This is a genomic window from Vibrio chemaguriensis (assembly GCF_012275705.1).
GTDB classification, from domain to species: Bacteria; Pseudomonadota; Gammaproteobacteria; order Enterobacterales; family Vibrionaceae; genus Vibrio; species Vibrio diabolicus.
On sequence record NZ_SHOE01000003.1, the window covers coordinates 90340 to 108143 of the forward strand.

The 17804-nt window shown below is 43.6% G+C and carries 16 protein-coding genes; 13 read left to right on the forward strand and 3 right to left on the reverse strand.

The window, feature by feature from the left end:
• Positions 1-810: 810 nt before the first annotated feature.
• Complete coding sequence (locus EX191_RS04530; protein WP_193447222.1) at positions 811-3177, reverse strand: EAL domain-containing protein; 2367 nt, start codon at positions 3175-3177, stop codon at positions 811-813.
• A gap of 472 nt (positions 3178-3649) precedes the next feature.
• On the opposite strand from EX191_RS04530, the gene rbsD reads away from it, so the two are divergent.
• From rbsD to vctC, 13 genes are all read left to right on the forward strand, one after another.
• Entirely contained in the window at positions 3650-4069 is a 420-nt protein-coding gene (gene rbsD, locus EX191_RS04535) for a D-ribose pyranase (protein ID WP_005397153.1), read from the forward strand.
• A gap of 23 nt (positions 4070-4092) precedes the next feature.
• Entirely contained in the window at positions 4093-5598 is a 1506-nt protein-coding gene (gene rbsA / locus EX191_RS04540) for a ribose ABC transporter ATP-binding protein RbsA (protein WP_193447223.1), read from the forward strand.
• Positions 5595-6578: a ribose ABC transporter permease gene (gene rbsC, locus EX191_RS04545; protein ID WP_005397158.1), complete on the forward strand. Its 984-nt coding sequence runs from the start codon at positions 5595-5597 to the stop codon at positions 6576-6578. Before rbsA ends, rbsC begins: the two co-directional genes overlap by 4 nt.
• A gap of 77 nt (positions 6579-6655) precedes the next feature.
• Entirely contained in the window at positions 6656-7534 is an 879-nt protein-coding gene (gene rbsB, locus EX191_RS04550) for a ribose ABC transporter substrate-binding protein RbsB (RefSeq protein WP_005397160.1), read from the forward strand.
• Between the two features lie 225 nt (positions 7535-7759).
• Positions 7760-8677 carry a ribokinase gene (gene rbsK / locus EX191_RS04555; RefSeq protein WP_193447224.1) on the forward strand — a complete coding sequence of 306 codons (918 nt, stop codon included), beginning with the start codon at positions 7760-7762 and terminating at the stop codon, positions 8675-8677.
• Positions 8678-8710: 33 nt separating this feature from the next.
• Positions 8711-9733, forward strand: coding sequence for a substrate-binding domain-containing protein (locus tag EX191_RS04560; RefSeq protein WP_005397164.1), 1023 nt, complete (start codon positions 8711-8713; stop codon positions 9731-9733).
• Positions 9734-10233: 500 nt separating this feature from the next.
• The gene (pnuC, locus tag EX191_RS04565) at positions 10234-10965 is read left to right on the forward strand and encodes a nicotinamide riboside transporter PnuC (RefSeq protein ID WP_193447225.1); all 732 of its coding nucleotides are present in this window, start codon (positions 10234-10236) and stop codon (positions 10963-10965) included.
• 10 nt (positions 10966-10975) lie between these two features.
• The gene (locus EX191_RS04570) at positions 10976-11707 is read left to right on the forward strand and encodes a nucleoside phosphorylase (protein ID WP_193447226.1); all 732 of its coding nucleotides are present in this window, start codon (positions 10976-10978) and stop codon (positions 11705-11707) included.
• Between the two features lie 132 nt (positions 11708-11839).
• Positions 11840-12520 (forward strand): Crp/Fnr family transcriptional regulator, encoded by a 681-nt coding sequence (locus EX191_RS04575; protein WP_006741007.1) that lies wholly within the window; start codon positions 11840-11842, stop codon positions 12518-12520.
• A gap of 163 nt (positions 12521-12683) precedes the next feature.
• Positions 12684-13592: a siderophore ABC transporter substrate-binding protein gene (locus tag EX191_RS04580; protein ID WP_005397174.1), complete on the forward strand. Its 909-nt coding sequence runs from the start codon at positions 12684-12686 to the stop codon at positions 13590-13592.
• A 22-nt stretch (positions 13593-13614) separates the two neighbouring features.
• Positions 13615-14550, forward strand: a complete 936-nt coding sequence (gene vctD / locus EX191_RS04585; RefSeq protein WP_041853077.1) for an iron chelate uptake ABC transporter permease subunit VctD — start codon at positions 13615-13617, stop codon at positions 14548-14550.
• On the forward strand, positions 14543-15493 hold the full coding sequence (gene vctG, locus EX191_RS04590) for an iron chelate uptake ABC transporter permease subunit VctG (protein WP_109169878.1): 951 nt from the start codon (positions 14543-14545) through the stop codon (positions 15491-15493). Before vctD ends, vctG begins: the two co-directional genes overlap by 8 nt.
• Before the next feature lie 2 nt (positions 15494-15495).
• Positions 15496-16251: an iron chelate ABC transporter ATP-binding protein VctC gene (gene vctC / locus EX191_RS04595; RefSeq protein ID WP_005397181.1), complete on the forward strand. Its 756-nt coding sequence runs from the start codon at positions 15496-15498 to the stop codon at positions 16249-16251.
• 54 nt (positions 16252-16305) lie between these two features.
• Here vctC and cueR read toward each other — a convergent pair whose 3' ends face one another.
• Positions 16306-16692: a Cu(I)-responsive transcriptional regulator gene (gene cueR, locus EX191_RS04600; RefSeq protein ID WP_012842332.1), complete on the reverse strand. Its 387-nt coding sequence runs from the start codon at positions 16690-16692 to the stop codon at positions 16306-16308.
• 87 nt (positions 16693-16779) lie between these two features.
• Entirely contained in the window at positions 16780-17748 is a 969-nt protein-coding gene (locus EX191_RS04605; protein WP_193447227.1) for a helix-turn-helix domain-containing protein, read from the reverse strand.
• Positions 17749-17804 lie beyond the last annotated feature (56 nt).

Here is a 17804-nt window from a genome sequence, read left to right on the forward strand (position 1 = left end):
TTACCGATTGCTTCATGCATTCGTTAAAACAACATGCACATCAATATAATTCTATTCCCAATGTTTCTTATTGTACGCTTAGGTACTTAATATTGGGTTAACGATAAGTTTTCAAGTTAAAAACTAACTGTTTGAAACTCAAATAAATTATGAGGTTAATCGATTGTTTCGATAAACTTCGGCATAAATAATATCTGATATGCGTAATTAATAAAACTGTGTTTAAGGATATTTGTGAGGTGGCGAATTTATAAAAACGACGTTTTATTTTTTCTAGATTAGAAACTCTTTTTATTTCAATATGTTTGTTTTTTGTACGTCTATTTAGCTTGCGTTTAGATTTGTGATTTGACTCGTAACAAATCGTAACGTCAACTCGTTATGTGTGTTAGTGCATTTTAAGTGAGTGGGTAAACAACAAGATGGATAAGAAAGGTAGATAAATACCGAGAAGAAGGGCATTTCCTGTTCACAAGTGATAAAGCTAAGTCTAAGTGGAGCCGACAAATGAGCTTCTACACGAATCATTTAAGCCGGTGATCAGCAGTACAAAAGTAAAGTTTGTCAGCTTTTACTTATTTCCTTATGTCTTCAATTAAAGAAGTAAAAACAGAACTAAACATACCAAAAAGTAATTCTATCGTTTTGATTAAATATTTAAATAACTGAGAGATTTCATCGAAAAATAATAATACCAAAAATTAACGTACGAACTTATGTGGTTGCTTATATTATTGAAACTAAGGGTAAAGTCTTGTTTCTATATTATATAAGTACAGCAGCCACATACATGGCTTCTGTACTTAATCTTTAATAAGGTGTCCCTTGAACAGTAATTGAACCTACTATGGAACCATCGAAGCGGCTATCGTCATTTGCGGATTGCCACCACAAATTCAGTTGTTCCTTACTCATTGGCTTACCAAATAAATAGCCTTGCATATAGTCACAGCGGTAGGCCGATAACCATTCATGCATAACATTGTGCTCAATACCTTCTGCGGTGACCGTTTTATTTTGAGCGTGGCATAGATCGATGATGGGTTTGATCACATGACCATTGTTGGTTTTCATCAATGTAACGAGGAACTCTCGGTCAAACTTGATCTTTTGAACTGGATATTGAACAAGTTGAGTCAGCGATGTATAGCCAGAGCCAAAGTCATCAATGGCGAGACGATAGCCACGCTTCGACAGCTCATCAAGTAACGCTGTACCTTGTTGTTCTGCGGCAAAGGTTTCTGTTATTTCTAACTCAATACATTCTGGTTTCACACCGTTTTTGCTTGCTTGGTCATGAATATAATTCGCCATTTCGATGGAGTTAAGTTCTGCTGAAGAGAGGTTAATCGAAAGGACAATGTCTTTGCCAAAAATATTTCTTAGCTGGTGATATTCTGCAGTTGCATTGGCGAAAACCCATCGATCAATTTTATCAAATAAGCCCGCCTGTTCCGCGATTGGGATAAACTCTTTCGGAGGCACGGGACCAATGCCTTCCGCTTCCCAGCGCAATAATACCTCTAGTCCTTCAATCTCGTTGTCCCGATTATTCATATAGGGTTGAAAAACGAGATGGAACTCTTCTTCCACGTTGCTTTTTCTGAGCGCTCGCTCAAGCTGACTGCGTCTTTGAGACTCAACATTGAGAGCAGCTGAGTAATAAGCGTACTGGTTTTTCCCGGCTCGTTTGGCTTGATACATTGCCGCATCGGCACTGGAGAGTAATTTCGCGACGTCTGTACCGTCTTGAGGGTACTGAGCGATACCTACGCTCGCAGTCACGGGGAATGAATTACTCCAAGATGGAATGAGATTGCTAATCGGTTTTAGCAACTCTGAGGCCAGCAAGTCAGGTAGGCGTTGTACATCCTGATTTGAGCTCAATAAAATAGCAAATTCGTCACCAGACAATCTTGCCGCAAAACAGGGACTATCGTAGTCGTGCGAGAATTTTTGACAGACATTTTTGATGTGTGATGAAAACACCTTTAATAAGTTGTCTCCCAGTTCATGCCCGTATTTGTCATTAACGTACTTAAAGTTATCGAGATCGACATAAATGACCCACAAATGCTGCGAAGGGGAGATGAGTTCACGAGTTGCAAGTTCATGGAAACGATGGCGATTAGCGAGTTGCGTTAGGTGATCCGTTTCAGCCAGGCGTTTTGTCTTCTTATATATGACGTTGAGCTCTTCATACATATCAAAAAAGCGTGAGGATAAGCGTCCTATTTCATCGTTTGTTTCTAGCTTTTCAATGTTGCCGCGTTGATTTGTTTCCAGCTCTTGTAGCTGTTTATCGAGGCGAGAAACGGGGTGTAATACATAACGATACAAAACCAAAACAATTAAGGTGATGGTGCAAAACGCCGCCACACCAAAGGAAAGGGCCAGTTCTAGCCACACTTTATCGACTTTATTCCACATCAAATATTCAGCGGGGGAGAGTACTGCATAAAAGTGTGGCAATAGTTCAATCGTCTGAGCGAGAGGAATATCGAGATAAATAGGCTTGTCGGCAAAAGTTATCACGCTATGCGTGTCGAACTCGATTTCGTGCTTGATCTCATTGAAGGCTTCGAGCGATACCGATACCACCACGAAAAAGACATTTTGCGGATCAAAACTTAGAGGTTGTGTCCCTGTTCGTTTGTCGATGAGTTCGTATTGCAGAAGAATACTTTGCCCGCTGGAATTGTAAATAAAGCCAGTATGGTTAAACGCTTCTCTCGTACTAAAGCTTCGCGAGATGTAATCCAATACCTTAGGGTCGACTACACCTGATGATTCGTAGTATTTATTTTCTGTGTAATAAAGAAGGTTTTGTTTCCCGTCGAGAATCGCCATGCTTGCATCGCCTGTATAGCCATGGCTTAACACATCTGCGGTTTCATCGAGTCGGTTAAATAACACGCGCTCACGATACGGATTGTTATGATTCACCAAGTAGTCTTGCAATACATCACTTTTGCTTAATGTGTATGCATAACTATTGAGGAATATGTTGGCTTGTCGGAACTGCCCTGCGAGCTTTTCCATTTGCAATTGGATATAGCTGTCTTCTCGCTTGATGAGCGTTACTTTTTGAATGCTGTAAATAATATAACTTGATACCAGCGCGCTTAATAAGATCACTGGCGCGACAAGCAAGATGACTCGATTGCTTAACTTCATTATGGCTTTTAGTTTCCGTTTGTGTCCCTACAAACGTCGCATACCATATAAGGTACTGAACGGATGATGTGTTTTGCAAATTGTAACCAGATTGTAAGGTGAGCGTTCTCCAAAATCAGACAACCATCCAAGAACTGTGATGATGTGTAAGGTTTCCATCTCATTAACTAGAGTGTTTCTCAGTAATGGGACGTATCTCTTTTTCAACTGTCTTTAAAAACCTCACTTCAAGTGTAGATTAAGCCAGCTATCGAAACGTTTCGATGGTAAAGTGTGACTCATGTACCTTTTTACTATTCGATGACCCGTTAATTACGGATCATTCTCACACCTTATCGATCTCACTCTGGTCAAATTACCACAACGAATTATTATTTCATCGAAACGTTTCGATGAGTTTTCTGTTAATAACGAAAACACTTTAAAACAGGCGCTCATGGTTGTATGAACGTGTAACCGAAAGGTCGATGAGATGAAAAAAAGTACCCTAATTAACTCAGATATTTCTTACTTGGTGGCGACGCTAGGCCACACCGATGAGATCACGATATGTGACGCTGGCCTGCCAATCCCTGAGCATGTACAGCGAATTGATTTGGCGCTAACGCATGGCGTACCAAGTTTTCTTGATACTGTTCGCGTGATTCTATCTGAGTCGCAAATCGAAGGGGTCATTATTGCGGAAGAGTTTTCTGATGTAAGCCCAGTTTTGCATCAAGCATTGCTTAACGAACTGAGCAAAGAGAGCGAAGAAACGGGTAAATCTATCGAGATCAGCTACGTGTCACATGAAGCATTTAAAGCACGCACGGCACAAAGCCGCGCTGTCGTTCGAACTGGCGAATGCTCGCCATACGCGAACGTTATCTTTCAAGCGGGCGTGGTTTTTTAAGCCAGAGATATTGAGGACAGATTATGACTCAAGCCATTCTACAACTGAGCGACATTGAGAAAGCGTTCCCGGGCGTGAAAGCACTGGACAAAGCGAGCCTGAATGTTTACCCAGGCCGTGTCATGGCGCTCATGGGAGAAAATGGAGCAGGCAAGTCAACATTGATGAAGGTGCTGACGGGCATCTATCACATGGATGCGGGTAGCATCCAATATCAAGGCCAACCTGCCGCGTTTAAAGGTCCGCGTGACTCACAGGAAGCGGGCATCAGTATTATTCACCAAGAATTGAACTTGATCCCTGAACTGACGATTGCTGAAAACATCTATCTAGGTCGTGAATTTACCGGCACGATGGGGCGTATTCAGTGGGGCAAAATGTACGACGAAGCGGATAAGCTTTTAAAGCGCCTCAATGTTAAACACTCATCGAAAACGTTGCTTGGTGATTTGAGCCTAGGTGAACAGCAAATGGTGGAGATCGCGAAAGCGCTTTCGTTTGAATCGAAAGTCATCATTATGGATGAGCCAACTGACGCGCTGACCGATACCGAGACGGAGTCACTATTTAAAGTGATCAACGAGCTTCGAGAGCAGGGCTGCGGCATCGTTTACATCTCACACCGTCTTAAAGAAATCTTTGAAATCTGTGACGACATTACGGTGCTTCGTGACGGTAAATTTATCGGTGAATGCAAAGTAGCAGACACTGATGAAGACGGCCTGATTGAAATGATGGTTGGTCGTAAGTTAGAAGAGCAATACCCACGTATTGATGTGCGGCATGGCGAAACTTGCCTTGAAGTGATTGGCCTGACAGGCTCTGGCGTTCACGATGTGAGCTTCACGCTGAAACGCGGTGAAATTTTGGGTATTTCTGGTTTGATGGGGGCAGGCCGCACCGAACTGATGAAAGTGATTTACGGCGCGTTGCCAAGTGAGCATGGTGTTATCAACCTCGATAACAAAACCATTAACCCGGTTAGCCCACAAGATGGCTTAGCAAATGGCATCGCTTATATCTCTGAAGACCGCAAAGGCGATGGCTTGGTGTTAGGTCTCTCGGTTAAGGAGAATATGTCACTTTGTTCGCTCAATCAGTTGACTAAAGGCTTCCAAATCCAACATAGCGATGAAGTGATTGCCGTGGAAGATTTTATCAAGCTATTTAATATCAAAACCCCTACGCGCGACCAAATCATTGGTAACTTATCCGGCGGTAACCAGCAAAAAGTGGCGATCGCGAAAGGGTTAATGACCAAACCTAAAGTTCTGATTCTCGATGAGCCAACACGTGGCGTCGATGTCGGTGCGAAAAAAGAAATTTATCAACTCATCAACAAGTTCAAAGCCGAAGGCATGAGCATCATCTTGGTGTCTTCCGAGATGCCAGAAGTGCTTGGTATGAGTGACCGCATTCTGGTTATGCATGAAGGTCGTATTACTGGCGAATTCGATGCGAAAGACGCCGATCAAGAAAAATTACTCGCCTGTGCCGTAGGCAAAAAGATCAATGAGGAAGCAGCATGAGTACTAATACCATGAGCAAACCAACCGAAGCTAGCAGCAAGAAGTTGTTCACAAAAGAGTGGTTGATTGAGCAAAAATCACTGATAGCACTGATTTTTTTGATTGTTGTTGTGTCATTTTTGAACCCGAACTTCTTTACGGTCGACAACATTCTCAACATTCTTCGTCAAACCTCAGTGAATGCCATTATCGCGGTAGGTATGACACTGGTTATTTTAACCGCAGGCATCGACTTGAGTGTTGGTTCCGTACTGGCGTTATGTGGTGCCTTTGCGGCAAGCATGATTGCGCTTGAAGTCCCGGTGCTGGTGGCGGTTCCGACTGCTTTAGTCGCAGGTGCAGCGTTAGGTGCAATTAGCGGCATCATCATTGCGAAGGGCAAAGTACAGGCTTTTATCGCTACGCTGGTTACCATGACGTTACTACGCGGTGTGACTATGGTGTACACCGAAGGCCGTCCAATCTCGACAGGTTTTACTGACACAGCTGATGCGTTTGCATGGTTTGGTACCGGCTACGCGCTAGGTATTCCAGTACCTGTTTGGTTAATGGTGGTTGTATTCGCTGCGGCTTGGTACCTACTTAACCACACTCGCTTTGGTCGCTACGTTTACGCACTAGGTGGCAACGAATCAGCGACTCGTCTATCTGGTATCAATGTAGACCGAGTGAAGATTGGTGTATACGCAATCTGCGGTATGCTGGCAGCGCTTGCAGGTATTATCGTAACTTCTCGTCTATCTTCCGCTCAGCCAACTGCAGGTATGGGTTACGAGTTAGATGCGATTGCTGCAGTTGTACTTGGCGGTACCAGCTTGATGGGCGGTAAAGGCCGCATCATGGGTACGCTAATTGGTGCGCTGATCATCGGTTTCTTAAACAACGCTCTTAACCTACTAGACGTTTCCTCATACTACCAAATGATTGCCAAAGCAGTGGTTATCTTGCTCGCAGTACTGGTAGACAACAAAAACAAATAATCCATAACCATTAAATCCTGAATACAAACCGAGCCAGTGGGCGTGTGCTGGCTCACCCTACACAAAGGACTAGAACGATGAAAAAACTTGCAACTCTTATCTCTGCTGCACTTCTTTCTTCCACTGTATCAGTAGCGGCACAAGCCCAAGATACGATGGCGATTGTGGTTTCGACGCTAAACAACCCGTTCTTCGTAACGATGAAAGACGGTGCGGAAGCTAAAGCGAAAGAATTGGGGTACGACTTAATTGTACTGGACTCGCAAAATGACCCGAGCAAAGAATTGTCGAACATCGAGGATTTAAGTATTCGCGGCGTAAAAGCTATTCTTATCAACCCAACGGATTCTGATGCTGTGTCTAATGCGATTCGTATGGCGAACCGTTCTAAGATCCCTGTATTGACACTAGACCGTGGCGCAAGCCGTGGTGAAGTCGTGAGTCACATCGCGTCCGACAACGTGATCGGTGGTGAAATGGCAGGCCACTACATCATGGAAAAAGTTGGCGAAAAAGCAAAAGTAATTCAGCTTGAAGGTATTGCGGGCACATCGGCGGCGCGCGAGCGTGGTGAAGGTTTCATGAATGCCGTGAAGGGGAGCGATATGGATCTTCTTGCCAGCCAGCCAGCAGACTTTGACCGTACTAAAGGCCTAAACGTGATGGAAAACCTACTCGCGGCTAACCCTGATGTACAAGCGGTGTTCGCACAGAATGATGAAATGGCGCTAGGTGCACTTCGCGCCGTTCAAGCTTCTGGTAAAGACGTCGTTATCGTTGGTTTTGATGGCACGGAAGACGGCATTGCCGCAGTTAACCGTGGCAAACTAGCAGCAACCATCGCACAGCAACCAGATCTTATCGGTGCTTTAGGTGTTGAAACGGCTGACAAAGTCTTGAAAGGTGAAAAAGTAGAAGAATACATTCCGGTACCACTAAAAGTAGTGACTAAATAAGTTTGACGTTCAATAAAGCGTCCTAATTTTTGCTCTCTCCTCCGTTTATATCTGTCGTTTAGGAGGAGAGGGCAAACATACCCAAGAGACTTAAAAATGCAGGGTATAGATGCCTTTGACTTTTTATCGTGACTCCTTCGTTAGGAAGAGAAGTTAAAGTCATCTAATGTATTTTCCAAAATAGTTTTTCAAAAAAAGGGTTCATTCAGAACCGAGGATAACCGTATGAATAAGTTAGTGGTGTTAGGTAGTGTAAACGCTGACCATGTTCTTCAAGTGCCTTCTTTCCCTCGCCCTGGCGAAACGCTACATGGTCGCAACTATCAAGTTATCCCAGGTGGCAAAGGTGCCAACCAAGCCGTCGCGGCGGCGCGATTAAATGCAGACATTGGTTTTATTGCTTGTGTAGGCGATGACTCTTTCGGCATCAATATTCGTGAAAACTTCAATATGGACGGCATCGACATCACAGGTGTGAAGATGCAACCAAACTGCCCAACTGGCATTGCGATGATTCAAGTGTCGGATAGTGGTGAAAACAGCATTTGTATTTCAGCAGAAGCGAATGCAAAATTGACAGCAGAAGCGATTGAGCCAGATTTAGATCGCATTCGCCAAGCGGATTACCTGCTGATGCAATTGGAAACGCCGATGTGCGGCATTGAGAAAGCCGCGCGAGTGGCGAAAGATGCAAAAACTAACGTCATTTTAAACCCTGCCCCTGCTCGTGAACTGTCAGACGAACTGCTTGCTTGTATTGATGTCATTACACCAAATGAAACCGAAGCTGAAGTGTTGACGGGGGTAACGGTAACGGATAATGACAGCGCGCAAGAAGCGGCGAATGTGCTTCATAGCAAAGGTATCGAAATTGTCATGATCACTCTCGGTGCGAAGGGTGTTTGGTTAAGTCAAAATGGTAGAGGTGAGCTCATCCCGGGGTTCCGTGTTGACGCGACCGATACCACCGCAGCAGGGGATACGTTTAATGGGGCATTCGTCACTGGTCTCTTAGAAGATTTACCTTTAGAATCAGCGATTAAGTTTGCACATGCGGCGGCTGCAATTTCTGTGACCCGCTTTGGCGCGCAGACGTCGATCCCAACTCGCGAAGAGGTGGACGCGTTTCTCGCCACACAATAGGGCTTAAACGCCTCATCAATTAGGAGTAATAACATGGCGACGATGAAAGACATCGCAAAACTGGCAGGGGTTTCCACTTCAACAGTGAGCCATGTTATTAACAAGACGCGTTTTGTGAGTGAAGAGATCTCCGAACGCGTCAATAATGCCGCAAAAGAACTCAACTACTATGCGCCATCAGCTTTGGCGCGTAGCCTCAAAGTCAATCGTACCAAAACCATTGGTATGCTAGTGACAACTTCAACCAACCCATTCTTTGGCGAAGTCGTAAAAGGCGTCGAACGCAGTTGCTATCACAAAGGTTATAGCCTCATTTTATGCAATACCGAAGGTGATAACGAACGCATGCGCCAATCCATTAATACGCTTTTGCAAAAGCGTGTCGATGGTTTGATCTTGATGTGCTCCTCGCTAGAGGGAGAGCGTATTGATGTATTTGAGCGTTATCCTGATATCCCTGTCGTGGTGATGGATTGGGGGCCGATGCTGTTTACGAGCGACAAAATTCAAGATAACTCGCTTCGTGGCGGTTACCTAGCGGCGAAATACCTGATTGATTGCGGCCACACAGAAATAGGATGTATCACCGGCCCTTTGATTAAACACCAAGCACAAATGCGATACGAAGGTTACAAACGTGCGATGAACGAAGCTGGCTTGGAATTTAATGCTAACTGGATAATTGAATCGGACTTCGAATGTGAAGGCGGATATCAAGCATTTATGAAAATGGCGCAGCGAGGCACCTTACCCAGCTCGATTTTCGTTTCCAATGATATGATGGCGATGGGTGTGATTAACGCCGCAAATGAGCTCAATATTAAAGTCCCGGAACAGATTTCAATCATCGGTTACGATGACATACATATCGCGAAGTTCATGTCGCCATCACTCACCACAATTCACCAGCCTAAATACCGTCTTGGGCAAGCTGCCGTGGAAACGCTTGTCCGAAAATTGGATGATAAATCAACAGAAGCGCAAGTCGTGCAATTAGAACCTACCTTAGTTGAACGAAAAAGTGTCAAGATATTAAAGTCAAGCAGCACTAGATGACCTGTGATGTTGAGCTAAAAAATCAAAAAAGTCGTTTCTCTTTATACTATAAAGCCTTACTATCACCATTGATTATAAATAAAAATATTAATTGTTGTCTGGCGGATTAGTTAAATGTTATCAAAAGGTTACGCTAAGTTCTCCGTAAAGCATCCTTGGTTTCACCGAGTTAATGTTATTGCGGTCATACTGATTTTTTTTGTGAGCTGTTATCAGCTCTTGGTGAATGAAGCATTCGAGTACGCAATTGGGTTTGTTATTACACTTTTGGCGTCAGCTTTATTTGCATCAGCTTCCGCATTCAAAAAGCGCTATTTAGGTTTGGATTCTTAGGCGTGTTAATTTCCAAGCGGTTCAATTGAGTCATTTATTGCTTTCAAGCAAATATTGAACTGAATTATGATCGAGTGCATCAAGAGGGGGACAAATGTCCTCCTTTTTGTTAGATGTCACGCCCTAATATAGGCATATTCCCAAACAAAATAATAAAGGACATCGACATGGACCTACTTGCCTTACTCGATATAAACAACACCCTGGTTAACATTCCAATTGGCGGCGGTTACGCAATGAGTTGGATCGAAGCTTTCGGTACGGTTTTTGGATTGCTTTGCATTTGGTTTGCTAGCCAAGAAAAAACCATCAACTACTTATTCGGTTTGCTGAATGTCACTCTTTTTGCCGTTATCTTTTTCCAAATTCAGTTATACGGATTATTACTTCTTCAACTGTTTTTCTTCTGTGCGAACATTTACGGTTGGTATGCGTGGACTCGTCCAAACGCGGAAGGTGAAACGCTGGAAGTACGCTGGTTAAACAAACAGAAACTCATCGCCACTGCTTCTATTAGCGTTGTGTCTATCGCGTTGTTAACCATCTACATCGACCCTTTTTTCTTTGCATTAGCAAACATTGCTGTTGATAGCTTGAATCTCTTTGGTGCAGGTTTGGCTGATCCGGTACTTGAACCTGATGCGTTCCCGTTTTGGGATGCAATCATGACAGTACTTTCTGTTGTTGCACAAATTCTGATGACACGTAAATATGTGGAAAACTGGATTCTTTGGGTTGTGATTAACATCATCAGTGTTGGCATCTACGCGACACAGGGTGTTTATGCGATGTCCGTTCAGTATGCGATTTTGATGTTCATTGCTGCCAATGGTACGCGTGAATGGGCCCGTAGCGCTAAGCGCAATGGCGATAAAACCTTAGCTCAAGCTGCAGCATAAGGAACGAAAAATGACGAAACAACCTCATATTGGTGTTGATGAAACACAAATCGCTCCTCTCGTCATTGTATGTGGTGAGCCAGACCGAGCTAATCGTATTGCCGCATTATTGGATGATGCAGAAATGATCTCGGAAAATCGCGAGTACCGAGTTTTTACTGGCAAATACAAAGACCAGCCTGTTTCAGTATGCAGCACAGGCATCGGCGCGCCATCGATGATCATCGCAGTTGAAGAGCTAAAACAGTGCGGTGTGACTCATGTGGTACGTGTCGGATCGGCAGGTGCGATGCAATCTGGGATTCAGCTTGGCGAGCTAATCACTGCCGAAGGAGCGGTAAGAGATGAAGGCGGCTCCAAAGCGTATGTGGATTCGGCTTATCCGGCGTACGCAAGCTTTTCCTTATTAAAGGAAGTTGAGCGTTACCTGTCAGTACAAGAGGCGCGTTATCATTTTGGTGTGGTACGTTCTCACGACAGTTTCTATACCGATGACGAAGATGCGATATGCCAATACTGGAACAAGAAGGGCGTCTTAGGTGCCGATATGGAAACCTCAGCTTTGTTTGCCGTTGGCCGATTACGTGGTCTTCATGTGGCTTCGATCTTAAATAACGTCGTTTTGTATCAACAAGATGTGAAAGAAGGGGTTGGCCAGTACGTGGATGAAGCGAAAGTAATGATGCAAGGTGAGAAGCTTGCTGCAACGACGGCGCTAGAAGCGTTGATTGCTCAGAGCTAGTCCGTACGAACTTCAGTCACTCTTATAAATCAATGAATGTAAAGCGACAGGCCACTGTCGCTTTTTTATTTGGTGTTACGGGGTACAATCCACCTGAGATAGTTATCAGTAACTTTTCTGAGAGAGCAGAGAATGAAAATCAGCCCGTATCCAACTGGCCGCTTCAAAACATACCTTGAAAAAAAGAGCGTTGCCTTTCGTGAGATGATCTATCAGTGTCAAATTAGTACGCGTTACTTTGATGCTGGGGAAGAAATTCTCCGTCAAGGTGAGCAACTTCAGTACTTATATGTTGTGCCAGTAGGTCGAGTGTCAATGAGCATATTGGCCGCGAATGGGCGACGCTTTCAATTAGGAGAGGCAAACTGCGACTACCATATCTATGGTGAAATGGAGTACTTCACTCAGACTCCTTGCCAATGGAATGTGATTGCAGATGAGCACATGCAGGTTGATGTCATCTGCATCCAAAAACTAACTGAAGCGCTACAAAAGCATCCAGAAATGATGGTGTTCTTTGCTTCAGCGTTGGCCGAAGATTATCAAGACTCTATGGATATCTATACCAATCGGTTATTGCATCCCATTACTTATAATATTGCGTATGATCTTTTCGTCCGTAATCAAACCAACACATTGCTCGGTGGCTTTGACAAAGTAAATCAAGAAGCTGAGCGATTTGGTACTTCTGGCCGTGTTTATCGACGTGCAGTTAAAGATTTGATTGAAAAGGGATTGATTGCAAAAACGGAAAACGGGTTGGAGATTATTGATGAGCTTGCACTCAAAGCATTTATCGAAGCGCATGAATGATACACCTAGATATTGCAATGAATGGTTTTTATAAGTCTTTGATATAGTTGAAGCTCGAATAAGCGTAACTAATGTAAAGTACCTTAAATTTTGTTGAATGCAGTAAAGAGTAACGCTATATTGCGAACGCGCATGATAATAGATCTCATTAAGGCTTAACAAAATGAAAAAATTCGTCGGTGCGGCTATGCTGTCGCTATTTACTGTTTCTCCTTCTTTCGCTGCTAAGGTTGTGATTGACCATTACATGGGTCAAACCGAGCTAGAACAATCACCAGAACGCGTGGTTGTGATTGGCTTTGGACCGCTAGATGCGCTGGACAACTTTGGTATCGATCCTGTTGCAGTTTCTAACTCTTCTAATCTGCCTAGCTACCTTTCAAAATACAGCAAAGATAACTACACCTCTGCGGGTAGCTTGTTTGAACCTGACTTTGAAACCATTTACATGCAAAAACCAGATTTGATATTGGTTGGTCCGCGAGCGTCTGCGAAATATGAAGAGCTGAGTGAAATTGCTCCTACGGTCGTTTTTGCTGCGAAAGAGAATCAAGGTTACTGGGAAGGTACGCAAGCACAGTGGCGCAATATTGGTAAAATCTTCAATATCGAAGAAAAAGTAGAGCAGAAAATTGAAGCGCTAGATGCTCAATTCAAAGCAATCCGTGACTACAATCAATCAAATAACAATGATGCGTTAACGATTTTAAGCATGGGTGACAACATCAGTGCGTTTGGAGCTCAGTCGCGATTTGGTGTGATTTATAACGATTTCGGTTTCTTGGAAACGGTTGAACACGTGAAAACGGGCACTCACGGAGATGTTATTTCTTATGAATTTATTCGTGAAGCTAACCCGAAAAATATACTCGTAGTTGACCGCAATTCGCTGAAAGGCACGCCAGATAACGATATTCGTAAGTCCATGGATAACGACTTAGTCAAAGCAACCGCTGCATATAAGAATCACAAAATCACTTATTTAGATGTGGACGCGTGGTACTTGTCGATGTCTGGTGTGACTGCAACAGAAAAAATGGTCAGTGAGATCAAGCAAACCGTTGAACTGTAATCCAAGATAGCAGAGGTTAACTTTGAAAAAGTTATTGCTAACCCTTGTGGTTTTAAGCACGGTTTCGTTATTTGTTGGGGTGGCAAACATGACGCCCCAACAGTTATTTTCGGGTGATGAGAAAGCGTTAGAGCTTTTCTTTACCAGCCGTATACCACGTTTATTCGCCATACTGCTTGCTGGTGCAGGCTTAAGTATTGCAGGCCTTATTATGCAGCAAATTAGCCAGAACCGATTTGCTGCACCTTCTACAACCGGTACGATCGAATGTGCCATGCTGGGCTACGTACTGAGCGTGGTTTTCTTTGGTAACGACAATCACCTTTGGCTCGTATTCGGCATCTCGGTATTTGGGACGTTAGCATTTATTTTCTTTATTCAACGCATTCAGTTTAAGAGTGTGGTCTTTGTGCCACTTGTCGGAATTATTTTCGGCAATGTCATCCAATCCATGACCACGTTTATCGCTTACAAATACGATGCACTTCAAAGTCTGAATGCTTGGACAGTCGCAAACTTCGCCAACATCTTGCGTGGTGATTTTGAACTGCTGTACATCGCGGTACCAATGGCTATTCTCAGCTATCTTTTTGCCGCACGGATTTCAGCCGTGGGTATCGGAAAAGATTTTGCGGTTAACTTGGGGTTAAATTATCAGCAGGTTGTCACGATTGGTGTGCTGTTGGTGTCCATCATGTCGGCAAGTGTCGTGATGATTGTGGGGCAGCTGCCATTCCTTGGCCTGATTGTGCCGAACCTCGTTAGTCACTTTTATGGTGATAACCTCAAAAAGAACATTCCGCTTACGGCCATGTATGGGGCGACTTTAGTGCTGTGTTGCGACTTGGTGAGTCGTTTGATTATCTTCCCTCATGAAATGCCAATCTCTATCGTGATCAGCATATTGGGTGGCGTGGTATTCATCGCGATGTTGTTGCGAGGTAAGCAACATGCGTGATTCAACGAAAATCCTACTGCTAGGTGGCATTGCGGTACTTTTTGCATGTTTGTTTATTGGTATTGGGCTAACGGCTGACAACTACCAGTATTTTTTATCTCGTAGAGTTCCTAAAGTATTGGCGATAGTGCTAGCGGGTGTGGCTATTGCTCAGTCTTCACTTGTATTTCAAACCATTACGCACAACCGAATTTTAACGCCAAGTATCATGGGGTTTGATGCGCTGTATGTGTTGACGCAAATTTTGATCGTGCTGATTTTTGGTGGTTTGAGTACTTTAGTTCTTAACTTGTACGTCAATTTCGCGATTGCCGTAATTGTAATGGTGTCGTTTTCGTTATTGTTGTTTGGTTTTTACTTTTCTAAAGGAAGCAAGAACTTGATTACGTTGCTATTGGTCGGCTTGATCTTTGGTCAGCTATTTTCCAATGCGGCGTCATTTTTCTCTTTGCTGATGGACCCAAATACGTTTGCAATCGTTCAATCGAAACTTTACGCCAGCTTTAATAATGTCAAAGTGAATTTGGTTTACTTTAGTGCACCAGCTTTGGTGTTTGCATGTTGGTTGCTATTTAATATGCATCGCACTCTAGATGTGTTTTGGCTCGACCAAGACAATGCGAAAAGTTTGGGCGTCGACGTACCTAAGGTGACGCGAAATGTATTCATTATCTCGGCGGTTCTGATTGCTATTTCTACGGCTCTAGTGGGACCAATTATGTTCTTTGGTTTGCTGGTGACCAACTTAAGCCGAGAAATGTTCCGAAGTTACCAACACAAAACGCTACTGGTTGGTTGTTCGTTTCTCTCCATCAGCTCGTTACTGGCTGGGCAATGGATTATCGAGAACGTGTTCAGTTTTGAGACGACGTTGAGTGTCGTTATTAACTTTATTGGTGGTGCGTATTTCTTATACCTACTACTGAAAAACAAAGTTGTATAAATATGATAGTGATAGACAAATTAACGAAGGCCTTCGGTTCAAACAAAGTAGTTGATGAGGCCAATACTCAGTTTGAAAAGGGCAAGGTAACATCGATTATTGGCCCGAATGGTGCGGGAAAGAGCACGCTGTTATCTATGGCTTCGCGCTTAACGGAGCGGGATGGTGGTAGTGTTATCATTGATTGCAAGGAAATTGCGGAATGGGACACTAAAGAGTTAGCGAAAAAGCTGGCGGTACTTCGTCAAGCCAACTCTATTACCATGCGATTTACCGTGAAGGAGTTGGTCTCTTTTGGCCGTTTCCCATACTCCAAAGGAAATCTGACCAAAGAAGATCATGCGGTGATTGAACAAGCGATCGACTATCTAGATTTACAAGGTATACAAGACAAATATTTGGATGAATTAAGTGGTGGTCAGCGACAGCTTGCGTTTATTGCCATGGTGATTGCACAAGATACAGACTACGTTTTTCTTGATGAACCACTTAACAATCTAGATATCAAACACTCTCTTCAGATCATGAAAGTCGTGCAGCGGTTAGCTCATGACATGAACAAAGCCATGGTGGTGGTTATTCATGATATTAATTTCGCAGCGTGCTACTCGGATGTCATATTGGCGCTTAAGCAAGGCAAAGTTGTGGCAAGTGGTGCGGTGGAAGAGGTGATTCAGGCGTCTACGCTAGAGGATATCTACGAAACGCCGTTTAATATTATCGAATTAAACGGCAAGCGCATGTGTACGTACCACTAATCCAACCTCAGGGCTTAATGAAAGCGATTCTTCAATGAGGATAGATAGGCGAGTTTACTTGGTGAGCTCGTCTATGATTGGGCATCGGCTTTCAGCGTCTCCCGGACAAGAAGAAACCCAACCCTCAAGTTGCGTTTTGATCTCCATGAGGTGCGCGATTTTTTCTTCAACCTCTCTCAGCTTATCCATGGTTCTTGCTTTTACTTCGCTGCTTTTTCGGTTGGGATTATGGGCAAGTTGCACAAACTCTTTGCATTCTTGCAATGAAAAGCCTGCGTTTTTTGCGCGTGATACTAAGTTAAGCTCTTGAATATGATTATCTGAATATTCGCGATAGCCAGAGTCGCTGCGCGCTGGTGGAGATATGATCCCTTTGTCTTCATACAATCGAATCGACTTAGATGAAAGCCCAGTAAGCTTTGCAACAGCACCAATATTCATGTTTAACCTCCATAACGTTTAAGGCGAGTATATACCGATGTTGCGGATAAGACACTCCTAAATAACAGTCAGTTACCTGGGGCCGCTTTACTCTTTTATCACTTCATGCGGTGGTACACCAAATACCTTTTTGAAAGCGCAGGTGAAGTTGGAAGGGTGGTGGTATCCGGCTTCATAAGCAGCTTCCGTGATCGTCACTAGGCCACGTTCCAAGTGCTGCCTCGCAATCTCAAGGCGACGAAAGCGAATATAACCATTTACGGTCATATTCAGTGATTGTTTAAATCGGCGCTGCAGGTTTGAAACGCTCATTGAAAACACGCTTGCCAACTTTTCTAAGCCTAGTTCTTGCTCAAGGTGAGTTTCTATATAGCTAACAATATCCTCTATTCGACCATCTGTGTGCCGTTCAAGGTTATTTTTATTAGCACTGAAATTCTTGGGGATTTGCTTAGTCGCTTGATGCAAAATTTGATAGATCAAGCTTTCAACTTCCAACTTATCTTGGAATTCTTGTGGTGTTTCTCGGCTTGTCAGCGTTTCAGCTAGTTCGCATAACGCCTGGTTAAGCTCTAGTGGATGAAACGCCTGATGAGAGTTAAAAAAGGACCAATGACGACAGGTTTGGTCAAGGCGAGCCTCTAGCCACTGGGGCTTAACCAATATGTTGATCTTATTAATGAGGTTATCTTTGAGCAGTGAGCGACGAAAGTTTGCAGGTTTGAGTAGGTTCACCACGACACCTTTAGGGCCGTCGCCTGCGTCTAAATCAAATTGCAAATCGTCATAGCCAAACGAGAGCTTACCTTCTAAAAGAATAGTGACCAACAGTGAGGCGTGGGCAGTAGAAACAATATGTGAATCAACAAGCTCTAGGCAACGTCCACCATGAACAAAGATTTGATCATTGTACTGATATGATAGGAATTTGCCTTCTGCCAGTTGAGTTTGACAAGGTTGACCTTGAGTGACGATCCACTGTTTTTCTGTGGCTTCCAGTTTTTGGGTTAAAGCGATCTTGGCAATTCTAGTTCGTTTTGGTGTGACTTCCTGCATTTGACACTTCCTCATAACACTTGTGCGATTTCGCATAATCAAATCGCCTTTGTATT

Bases quoted from the DNA above. Each gene is read 5' to 3' on its own strand.
- pnuC (WP_193447225.1), top strand. From the start codon at position 10,234: ATGGACCTACTTGCCTTACTCGATATAAACAACACCCTGGTTAACATT.
- EX191_RS04580 (WP_005397174.1), top strand. From the start codon at position 12,684: ATGAAAAAATTCGTCGGTGCGGCTATGCTGTCGCTATTTACTGTTTCT.
- EX191_RS04560 (WP_005397164.1), top strand. From the start codon at position 8,711: ATGGCGACGATGAAAGACATCGCAAAACTGGCAGGGGTTTCCACTTCA.
- EX191_RS04530 (WP_193447222.1), bottom strand. From the start codon at position 3,177: ATGAAGTTAAGCAATCGAGTCATCTTGCTTGTCGCGCCAGTGATCTTA.
- rbsD (WP_005397153.1), top strand. From the start codon at position 3,650: ATGAAAAAAAGTACCCTAATTAACTCAGATATTTCTTACTTGGTGGCG.
- vctC (WP_005397181.1), top strand. From the start codon at position 15,496: ATGATAGTGATAGACAAATTAACGAAGGCCTTCGGTTCAAACAAAGTA.
- rbsC (WP_005397158.1), top strand. From the start codon at position 5,595: ATGAGTACTAATACCATGAGCAAACCAACCGAAGCTAGCAGCAAGAAG.
- EX191_RS04605 (WP_193447227.1), bottom strand. From the start codon at position 17,748: ATGCAGGAAGTCACACCAAAACGAACTAGAATTGCCAAGATCGCTTTA.
- rbsA (WP_193447223.1), top strand. From the start codon at position 4,093: ATGACTCAAGCCATTCTACAACTGAGCGACATTGAGAAAGCGTTCCCG.
- cueR (WP_012842332.1), bottom strand. From the start codon at position 16,692: ATGAATATTGGTGCTGTTGCAAAGCTTACTGGGCTTTCATCTAAGTCG.
- EX191_RS04570 (WP_193447226.1), top strand. From the start codon at position 10,976: ATGACGAAACAACCTCATATTGGTGTTGATGAAACACAAATCGCTCCT.
- rbsB (WP_005397160.1), top strand. From the start codon at position 6,656: ATGAAAAAACTTGCAACTCTTATCTCTGCTGCACTTCTTTCTTCCACT.
- rbsK (WP_193447224.1), top strand. From the start codon at position 7,760: ATGAATAAGTTAGTGGTGTTAGGTAGTGTAAACGCTGACCATGTTCTT.
- EX191_RS04575 (WP_006741007.1), top strand. From the start codon at position 11,840: ATGAAAATCAGCCCGTATCCAACTGGCCGCTTCAAAACATACCTTGAA.
- vctG (WP_109169878.1), top strand. From the start codon at position 14,543: ATGCGTGATTCAACGAAAATCCTACTGCTAGGTGGCATTGCGGTACTT.